This is a genomic window from Mycobacterium sp., assembly GCF_032162105.1.
Lineage (GTDB): Bacteria > Actinomycetota > Actinomycetes > Mycobacteriales > Mycobacteriaceae > Mycobacterium.
The window spans coordinates 1-9,621 of sequence record NZ_JAVRPS010000105.1; the positions used below are offsets into that span (position 1 = coordinate 1).

Annotated in this window: 9 protein-coding genes and 1 pseudogene; 1 reads left to right on the plus strand and 9 read right to left on the minus strand. The window is 66.4% G+C overall.

Annotated elements, in window-relative coordinates; translation table 11 throughout:
- The 9 genes and pseudogenes from QOC69_RS05175 to QOC69_RS05215 form a co-directional block, all read right to left on the minus strand.
- A pseudogene (locus tag QOC69_RS05175) lies at window positions 1-269 on the minus strand (hypothetical protein); the annotation flags it as partial.
- 94 nt (window positions 270-363) lie between these two features.
- Window positions 364-801: a DUF6841 family protein gene (locus QOC69_RS05180; RefSeq protein ID WP_526437065.1), complete on the minus strand. Its 438-nt coding sequence runs from the start codon at window positions 799-801 to the stop codon at window positions 364-366.
- Between the two features lie 48 nt (window positions 802-849).
- The gene (locus QOC69_RS05185) at window positions 850-1,776 is read right to left on the minus strand and encodes a slipin family protein (protein ID WP_526437049.1); all 927 of its coding nucleotides are present in this window, start codon (window positions 1,774-1,776) and stop codon (window positions 850-852) included.
- 48 nt (window positions 1,777-1,824) lie between these two features.
- Window positions 1,825-2,253, minus strand: coding sequence for a RidA family protein (locus QOC69_RS05190; RefSeq protein ID WP_526437051.1), 429 nt, complete (start codon window positions 2,251-2,253; stop codon window positions 1,825-1,827).
- Window positions 2,250-3,281 (minus strand): acetamidase/formamidase family protein, encoded by a 1,032-nt coding sequence (locus QOC69_RS05195; protein ID WP_526437053.1) that lies wholly within the window; start codon window positions 3,279-3,281, stop codon window positions 2,250-2,252. Before QOC69_RS05195 ends, QOC69_RS05190 begins: the two co-directional genes overlap by 4 nt.
- 61 nt (window positions 3,282-3,342) lie before the next feature.
- Window positions 3,343-4,521, minus strand: a complete 1,179-nt coding sequence (locus QOC69_RS05200) for a ComEC/Rec2 family competence protein (protein ID WP_526437055.1) — start codon at window positions 4,519-4,521, stop codon at window positions 3,343-3,345.
- Window positions 4,521-6,224: a gluzincin family metallopeptidase gene (locus QOC69_RS05205; RefSeq protein ID WP_526437057.1), complete on the minus strand. Its 1,704-nt coding sequence runs from the start codon at window positions 6,222-6,224 to the stop codon at window positions 4,521-4,523. The genes QOC69_RS05200 and QOC69_RS05205 overlap by 1 nt, the downstream gene beginning before the upstream one ends.
- A complete protein-coding gene (locus QOC69_RS05210; RefSeq protein ID WP_526437059.1) occupies window positions 6,209-6,868 on the minus strand; it encodes a copper chaperone in 660 nt (219 codons plus the stop codon). Before QOC69_RS05210 ends, QOC69_RS05205 begins: the two co-directional genes overlap by 16 nt.
- Before the next feature lie 137 nt (window positions 6,869-7,005).
- Window positions 7,006-8,424 carry a tyrosinase family protein gene (locus tag QOC69_RS05215; protein WP_526437061.1) on the minus strand — a complete coding sequence of 473 codons (1,419 nt, stop codon included), beginning with the start codon at window positions 8,422-8,424 and terminating at the stop codon, window positions 7,006-7,008.
- Between the two features lie 352 nt (window positions 8,425-8,776).
- On the opposite strand from QOC69_RS05215, the gene QOC69_RS05220 reads away from it, so the two are divergent.
- On the plus strand, window positions 8,777-9,621 hold an 845-nt coding region (locus tag QOC69_RS05220), incomplete at its 3' end, for an NAD(P)H-dependent amine dehydrogenase family protein (RefSeq protein WP_526437063.1).

Consider the following 9,621-nt stretch of genomic DNA (forward strand, 5'->3'; position numbering starts at 1 on the left):
ACCACCGGCGGTGGGTCGTCGCGCACCAGCGTGAACACCGTGACCAGCACCGCGATGACACCGACCGCGGCCAGTGCGACGACGCCGGCGCGGCCGGGATCCGCCCGGATCGCCGCCAACCAGCTCGGACCACCCGTCGTCGGCGCGTCGGGCAGCCACCGCGACAGCGACGTATCGGGTTCCTCGTCCTCGGACCGTTCGGCGTCGCCGTTGGCAGTGTCCGATCCCAGGCGGCGTTGCGCCCGATCGGCGGGCAGTTCGGTTCGCATGGCCGCGACGGTAGGCGCGTCGCCGGACGCGACCGGCCCGGCGGACGCCCGCCGATCGTCGGCTGTGGATGAAGGTCGATCTGTGGATGGCGCGTCAGAGGGAGCCGTGTGCGGCGATCACCGATATCCGCAGCGGCGACGGGATCTGCGTCAGCAGGTAGGTGATCGTAGGGCGGCTTATCTCGGTACCGCCTCCGTCGAGGCGCGACAGCGCGGTGTGGCACAGCGCCGACGACGAATTGAGCACGGACACCTCGAAACTCACCAAGGCAGTGCGGTGGTAACCCTGGGCATGCAAACCGTCGACCTGCCCCTGAATCACGGCCGCCACCTGGTCGTCGGTGGTGAGCGCGACGACGCCCTCGTCGGTGGTGATGGTTAGCGGGACGCCGTAGTACCCGAGCAACTCGGCCAGGCCGACTTCACGCCGCACGCACGCGGCGAACATCTCGAGGTATCCGTCGAACCAGGTCCGCAGCGTGCTGGCATCCTTGACCCGATCATGCCTCTTGTCCGGCCGCGGTCTGGGGATATGTCACCAACGGCGGGCAATTCACCCTCCTCGAGCGGGTCGACCCTCCTAGGACTTTCGGCCGGACGGCGGGCCCGCGAATGGTTCGTCGAGGTGGAGACCGCGAGCGTCGTCGGGAACCTTTGGTGCGGTCAGTTGCAGGCTTTCGCCGTTCGGAGCCGATGGCGCGTCGGCGGATGCCGCGGCCGCCCCCTCCGGGCGATCGGATCCTGGTGGCGTCGCTCGCTCCAGGAACCGGAGCAGTTCGACGGGGAAGGGAAGCACCAGGGTGGAGTTCTTCTCCGCCGCGACCTCGACGACGGTCTCCAGGAGCCGAAGTTGCAGCGCCGCCGGGTGCTCGGCCATGATCTCGGCCGCTTGGGCCAGCTTTACGGACGCCTGCAGTTCGCCCTCGGCGGTGATGACCCTGGCCCGTCGCTCACGCTCGGCCTCGGCCTGGCGCGCAATCGACCGCTTCATCGAATCGGGCAGCACCACGTCCTTGATCTCGACGCGATCGATCTGCACACCCCAGCCCAGCGCGGGGCTGTCGATCATCACTTCCAGGCCCTGGTTGAGGTGCTCGCGGTTGGAGAGCAGGTCGTCCAGGTTGCTCTTGCCGATGATGGACCGCAGCGACGTCTGCGCGACCTGGCCGATGGCGGACATGTAGTCCTGGACGTCGACGGCCGCCCGCACCGGATCCGAGACGTTGAAGTAGATGACGGCGTCGACCCGAACGGTCACGTTGTCGCGGGTGATGCCGTCCTGGGCGGGCACCGGCAGCGTGATGATCTGCAGGTTCACCTTCTGCAGGCGATCGGCGAAGGGGATCAGCATCGTGAGTCCCGGCCCACGAACGCCGGATTGCACCCGTCCGAATCGAAAGACGACGCCTCGTTCGAACTGCTTGACCACGCGGATGTTCGCCAAACCAAGCCAAATCACGCCAAGGCCTGCGGCGCCTGCCATTGCGAGTGTGTAGAGGATGCTCATGGTGTTCTCCCGGCGGATTACCCCGCGGCAGCCATCCGGCCCGCGGGCCTAATCCAATTGTGGCACCGGCGGGCCGTCCCAGCCATCGTCTCGCCAGCACACCCAGTCGATCTCGACGAGGGCACCGACTGCGAGGCCCGTGACCCCGACGCAGGTGCGAGACGGCAGCCGCCCGGGAAACCACGCCGCGTAGGCGTCGTTGAAGGCCCGGTAGTCGTCCCAGTCGATGAGGTAGGCCCGCACGGAGACGACGTCGGCCAGTCCTCCGCCGCAGAGTTCGGTGACGCGCAGAAGGTTTCGCAGCACCTGATCGGTCTGGGTCGCGACGTCGGCGCCCACCACGGTCCCGCTCGCGTCGGTCGGCATCTGACCGGTGACGTACAGCGTCTGCCCGGCGGCGGTGGCGTGGGCGAACGGCGCCACACCCGGCGGCACGCCGTCCTCGGGTGTGAAGGTGAACGCGCGGATGCCGGTCACGCCGCGACGCCGGGCCAGCGTGGGAAGCACCGCTTGTCGATGCGGCCGTGTACGCCCTGGCGCTGGTCGACGACCTGGGTGACGGTGAAGTCGACGGCCACCGACATGAACGAGTAGGCGTCCATGCGGGTCAGGCCGAAGACGACCTCGAGCACGTCGAGCGTGCGCAACGCCGCGGCCTTCATCGCCGCGTCCAGGGTGTCGCCGAAGCCGTGCACCAGCAGCTCGGTCGCGGTCTCCAGCACGGGCACCGTGAACGGCAGATCACGTCGAATCGTCAAGCGCAGCAACCCGTTCAGCGACGACTCCAGCGCGGTACCGCTGATCTCGCCGTCGCCCTGCGAGACGTGCGGGTCGCCGACCGACAGCAGCGCGCCTGGCACCTGCACCGGGTAGAACATGCGCCCGCCCGCTCCGATTCGCCAGTTGTCTACGTTGCCGCCGTGGTCGCCGGGTGGCACCGACGACACCCGCTCCGGAGCGGCGGGCGCGACGCCCATCGTGCCAAAGTGCGGACGTAGCGGGACGACGACACCGGACAGTGCGGGTTCACGGGCGGCGACGTCCGGCACGACGATCGTGCCCGGCTGGTCGGCCAACGGCGTAGCGGTCCAGTCGTAGCCGAACAGCGCCCGGCCTAGAAGCGCATCGGCGTCGAGTTCGTAGACGGTCACCCGCTCTGTGGGCAGTTCGTCGTAGAGGTGGCCCCAGTGCCCGGCCAGGTTCGACCCGTACGGCAGCCGCGGGGTGGCGGCCAGGATGTCGACCTGCAGCACGTCGCCGGGCCGGGCACCGTCGACGGCGATCGGCCCGGTGAGCAGGTGCGGGCCCGGCCCGCGATCGGTCACCTGGTCGAAGACGGCGGTGATGCCCGCGTCCATCAGCAGGTCGGGCGCGTCGCCTGCGTGATGGGTCAGCGTCTCGATGGCGACCAGGTCCCCCGACGCGACGACGAGTGCAGGCTTCAGTCGGGGGTCGAAGTAGCCCCAGTGCACCGTGGACGGCGTGGCGGGCAGGTCGTGCTGCATCCGGCGATCATGCCAGCGCAGCCTGCCGCTTTCCTGTCGAGCGGTTGTCGAGCGAATCGACTCAGCCCTCGAACACGATCTCGACGGCTTCTCCCTCGTCGACGGTTCGAGTGTCCAAGAGCTCGCAGTTGTGCTTGGGGTACAGCTTGAGAGTGTCGGCGTCCGGCACACTGTCCCAGTCGTGGTCGTGAGTCGATACCAGCGCGCGCCGTGGCTTCCCGTCCGGATCGTCCTCAGGGAACACGACGTCGAGAATCTCGGCGACGGTCCCGTTGACGCTGCCGTGGTGGGCGATCTTGACGAAGTGCACTGCATTCAGCAGTTTCTGGTCACGCATCATGAACCAGCTTCGTTCCTCGGCGTCGCCGGGAAACAGCAGTTTCCAGCCACGCCAGGTGATCTCGAGAACGATGCTGGTGTTGTTCGCCGCGGCGTCGATCTCCATGATCGCCTGCCGGTTCACGTGGTTTCGCGACTGGACCAGGTCGTAGAACGCGCCGGCTTGCACGCCAACCGGTGGCTGCCAGCGCGATTGGCCTGCTACCGCCGGCTGGCCCGCCCCACCCGCTATCCCTTCGGCGGCGGCCGCGCCGAGTCTGGGCTGATTCCGTCGCCCGTAGTAATCGGAGGTGTCCTCCTCCGGAGCCAGGATGCGCAGTTCAGCCTCCTGGAACGGATGCTTGCCCGCCAGAGGTGTTGTGCGGTCGACGTAGTGGGTCTTCGATTCAGGCGCGATCGCGCGGAGATGATTGACGTAGTCGGCGGTGCCCAGGCCGAGCGCGCCTTCGGGCAGCAACGCACTGTTGTTCTGGATCATCATCGTGAGCCAGGGGTCGCTCGTGCTGGAATGCTGTTCGACGAGGCCCTTGAAGGTCTCGGCGAAATCCAATTTCTTCTTCTTGGCGTCCTCGTGTGTTTCGTAGTAGTCCTCCGCCGCCGAGCCGGTCAGCCACGCGTGTTTGGCCAACAGGTCGACGTCGTTGTTCTTCGCAGTGAGCAAACCTTGAACGTGATCGAGGTGTTCGTGCGTCATGACGTACAGGTCGACCTCACCACCGGTACGGTCCGCGATGTCCTGGACGACCGGCATGAAGACGTCGTCCTTGCTGGCAAGCAGGTTGCCGACGTCGATCAGGATGTGCCGGACGACTTCGGTGCCGTTGGGCTGGCGATCGGGGATCGAGATCAGGATCGCGTCGCCAAACAGCACGTTGTACGCCCGCACGATGAGATCGGCCATCAGTCCATCTCCTCGATGTGCAGGAGTCGTTCGGTTCCGGTGACCCGGGCGACATCGCCCATGATGCGCACCTCGACGCGCGATGCCGGGGGTGGCTGCGGGGCGGCATCGCCGTCTTCGACGACTGCCACCCGGGAGCCGGAGAGCAAGCTGGTGAGGAAGCGATCCCGTCCTTCGCGTTGTTCGGCTCTCATCACGTCGCTGCCGACGAGCGCGAGAACCCTGCCGTCGTCCCATCGGACCGCAAGCGTGGCACCCGTCCGTACCCGTCGTTTGGCTGCCGGGATCGCCGGGGATCCGTTGGCTTCGACCGAGTCCCAGCTGACCTTCAAAATCAGTTCGCGCTGGGTGCTGTCGCCACTGCCAATCTTCTTGGTCGCATCCACCCGCGGCAGCACCTTGAACGACACGCCTTCGGCGATGCCGAATGCCGCGCGGTGCTTCTCCACGTAGGCGTAGGCGGCCCAGTCGCTGTCGCGGATGTCGGCCAGATCCGCCGGCGCGATGTTCAACTCCTGGGGCGCCAACAATGCGAGGTCGGTCACCGCCGAGACCACGCCGCGCTCAACGAATCGTTGTGCGAGCCGTTGCCGTACTTCGGTCTTGCCTTCGCTGGTGCCGTCGGGGTCGGTCGCATTGTCTGCCGCCAGGGTGGCACGCCCGACGTCGCCGAAGGTCAACTCGCCGGGCGGCATGTAATCGATGCCGCGAAGGAGCAGGCGACGAAAGATGTCTGCGGCAATGCCCAGCGAGCGGTTCGCGGCGTGGTCGACGTTCATCGGCTTGTCACCGGGGGCGGGCGTGGACCACAGCGACTTCCCCCGCTCGAAGATGTCGACCAGCGTCTCGTAGAAGATCGCCGACAGCACGGTGCTGAGTTGATGCGGATCGGTCCCGCTGACCGATGTCATGGTGTTGTCGTTGAGTAGGTCGCGCAACGCGTGCGGATGTGGGTCATCGGGGCGCGGTCGTGCGATCCCGAACTGCTCGGCAATCGAGCTGAACGCAGTGGCATTCGAGATCGAATTGCCGTTCTGTTCCAGCACTTTCTGGCGAAGGCCCCCGCTTCGCAACGCCATCAAGACCGCGACGAGGTCGGCGACACCTTCGTGAATCGCGAGCGACTCCGCCCCCGACGCATCGTGCAGCGACGGAATCACCGCATCGAGCAGAGCATGCCCGCATTCGTGGGCGACGATGTCGCGGCTGAGCGCCGTGTACACCCTTCCCTCACCCGATTCGAACCAGAAGAACTGCAGACTGCGAGTGGAACGGTCGTAGAACGCGTTCGCCCACTCACCGGCTCGCGGGACGACGAGGAGTTGCTCCCCCTCGAAGGCCCAGGTGACCGGCCGACCCAACGCCCCCGACTCTTCGAACATCTGGACCGTTTCGAACACGGTGCCGAATGCGTTGACGGCGAGGAACTCCGGGGAGTCACGCTTCATCCCTTCCGTCTTGAAGCGCCCCCGCGTCGGCGAGGATGCCGTGAACGGGGTGAAGGTCGCCGGAGCGCCAAGCGGGGCCCCCGTCGCCGGCTCGAAGTCGACGATGGCAATCCGTCGACACGTCGGTCCGTCGAGGAAGCGGTCGTGTTCGTCGTCGTCGAGTTTCAGTTTCTTCTGTTCGACCAGCTTTTCGCCTGTCGTGCCGAACTTCTCGTCCTGGATCATCAGGTCGATCTCGGCTAGCGCATACCCCATGGGGAGTCCTTCCAGAACGTCGTTGCAACAAGCACCACGGCGGTGATGACCAAGAGTGCGACCGGCACCGGGTCTCGCCATGCGCGCGGATGACGCTGTTCCCACCACACCGCCGCGGAGCCGCCGAGCATCAACAGCAGTTGATGGCTGCTCACCATCGCCAACATGACCGGCCCGCACAGCGCGACGCAGCGCGGAAACATGCACACGCCGCTGCCGGAGGCGGTGATGAGCGCGCGCCGGCCCGCGGGAGCGATGACTCCGATGCGGCCGCACGTCCTGAGCAGTCGGGCCCGCCACATCGACCAGGTGACGGCCACGGCCACCACCAGCCAGGCGACCGACCAGACCCAGGCGGGCACGAAGTTATCCACCAGGAGATACGCACCCCGTCCGACCATGCCGAAGGCGAGCCACAAACCGGTGATGGCCCCAATGTGAGCGGCGACGGCCGCAGCGCGCCAGCGGCGGAACGTCGCCCGCGCCAGGGCGGCCGTCGACGCCGCATACAGCGGCCACATCATGGCCACGACCATCAACAGCCAGTGACCGATCCACAGCCCGACGATGGCGGGTTCGCCGACCGCGGGGTGCGCCATGGCGTGACCGGCATGCCCGGTTCCGTCGTGGTGTCGCGGTGACACATCGGTAGCGCTCCATGCAACCAGCGCAGCCCAGGCGATACCCGCCGCGGCAGTCAGCCACCAACCTCGGTGTGGCCGAGTTAGGTTGTCGCGCAATCGCCGTCGCCGCACCGCTCGAGTCGGGACCACTCCTGTGCTCATCGGCGGCGATAGACCGTTATCTGCCGAACCTCTATCCCCTGCGGCTCTGGACCCGCATCGGCGCCTGCCGATTCTGGGAGCACCCGAACGACCACCTCGCTGCCGGTCCAGCCGTCCGCGACGAGTTCGGGAATCGCGGCCGTCGCATCGACCACATAGCTGCGCTCCTCGTCTGCAGGCGTCCCACTGAGCCCGAATGTCGAGAATCGGCCGGCTCGATGGGCGGGCCGGTCGGGGCCTGCCGCGACTTCGACGACGTAGACGTTGCGGCAGTCGACCGGGCACCGAACCCCGGCAAGTTCGATGATGAGTCCGGAGGGCGTCTCGGGCGCCAGCCCGAGCTGGCGCGGGTCGAACGTCAGGGACCGTTCAGCGCCGCCTTCGCCGACCGCAGTGGTGTCCGACGTTGCTGCCACCGGGTCCCAGTCCTCCATCGGAGGGCCGCCCTCGTCGAGCCCCATGGGTCCCCTCCCTAGCTGGCCGCGATTGGCGGTGACCTCCGCGAGTTGAGCCTGGGGAAGCTCCGTCACCTCGTACTCATAGTTCAACGGCTCCGCCGTGGTGTCGACGAGGTCGTCGATGGAGTACACCGCCGTCGCGCCCGTGTCACCGAAGGCGAAGCTCGCCGTTCGCCACTCGGACGCGGTATCAGCCGGAAGGCCCACCTGGTCCATGAGTTCCACCGAGCCTGGCAGCTTGCGCCAAACCTCCCACAACCGATCGATGTTGGCGTGGTGCAACCAGAAGATCGGATCGCGCCCCGCAACGGTGGTACTTCGCATCAGGCCGGTTCCGCCACCGATGTCGCCATGCACGTAGTTGTGCGGCTCGTCTTCGAGCAAGCCGCCCTGGCGTTCCGGACCGTCGACGCCGCCGAAACCCTGGCGGGGCCATCTGAGAGCGAAGAAGCGTTGGGACATTGCCGGCACGACTTCGACATCGCTCCCTAGTGGGTGACCGGGCCGGTCCAATTCGTTGAGGTACAAGTGATTCTTGGCCAGGGCCCCATTGACGGTGCGCTGCGGAACCCGAAACTCTGGGGGAACCTGCAAGGTTTCCTGGCGATCCGGGTCTGAGTAGTCCCAATACGGTAAGGCCCAGCTGTCGTCGCCGATATGGTGCTGAATCGTCTTTTCGAACCATGCCAGATACGCGCGGTGCCACGGAAGGAAGAATCGCGCGGCATGCGCGCATTGGTCCCACAGCGGCTTGCGCTGCGTTCCACCCGGGATACCGTGCGTGTTCGCCGCCCACCGCCAGGAGTCCACCGTCGGCTGGGCATCGCGGCTGATCATGGCCTCGACGCCTCTGGCGTAGCCATCCAGGACGGGATGCCAGTCCTGCGATTTGGCGGCAGCAACGGTTTTGACCGACAACTCCCACACATCCTGGCGAGTACGAAGAACACCAGCCATGACCCACCCCCGTCGGAAAGGACTGCATGCAAATCAATGAGTGCGGCGTTCCGTACCCCCCGAGCGGGTAATTCTACGACTGGCCAGCAGTATTCGGTATCAAGTTTGAGTGAAACCGTCGTGTCCAACAGTGAAATGATGTGCCGGCGACCAAGGGCCGCGTTCCCCTTGATCGCCCTGTCGTTGCATTCCATCCGTCCGCCATAGCTTGCTGAATTGTCGAATGTGTCCGGAGTTCCGAGGACGGTCGGATGCTGACCGAGCGGGGACGAAACCGACCGCGATCGAGGGTCGTGTACACGCTGCGAATAGTGTCTACTGCACACCGGACACGCATCGAGGAGACACGCCCATGACCTCACCGACGACCACCGACCGACCGCTGCGGGTGATCCAGTGGACGACCGGCAACATCGGCACGCGCTCGCTGCACTCCATCATCGGACGCAACGACATGGAACTCGTCGGGGTGTACGCCCACGGCGCGAACAAGGTGGGCCTCGACGCCGCCGAGCTCGCCGGCTGGCCGGAACCCACCGGCATTGCGGCCACCAACGACGTCGACGCGCTGATCGCACTGAAGCCCGACGCCTGTTGTTACAACCCGCTGTGGCCGAACGTCGACGAACTGGTTCGGCTGCTCGAGGCCGGCGTCAACGTGTGCTCCAGCGCGGCGTGGATCACCGGCGGCAAGCAGTCGCCCGAGGACCTGGATCGGATCCGGAAGGCTTGCCAGACCGGCAATTCCACGATCTTCGGCAGTGGTGCACACCCCGGCATGACGAACATGGTCGGCATGGTGCTCTCGGGTGCCTGCGAGAACGTCGACGAGATCCGCATCACCGAGTCGGTCGACTGCTCGACGTATGAATCCGCGGACACGCAGGCCGCGATGGGATTCGGGCAGGATCCGGAGACGCCTGGCCTCGCGGAGAGCGTACAGCGCGAAAGCGAGGTGTTCGCCGAGTCGGCGGCAATGATGGCCGACGCGATCGGCGCCACGCTCGACCGGATGACGTTCGACGTCGAGTTCAGCACCGCCACCGGTGACAGCGATCTCGGCTTCATGCAGATCCCCAGCGGCACCGTCGGCGGCGTATTCGGCTACCACCGCGGGTGGGTCGGCGAGAAGAACGTCGTCAGCGTCGGGTTCAACTGGACCATGGGCAGCCACGTCACCCCGCCCAAGCCGCTCGA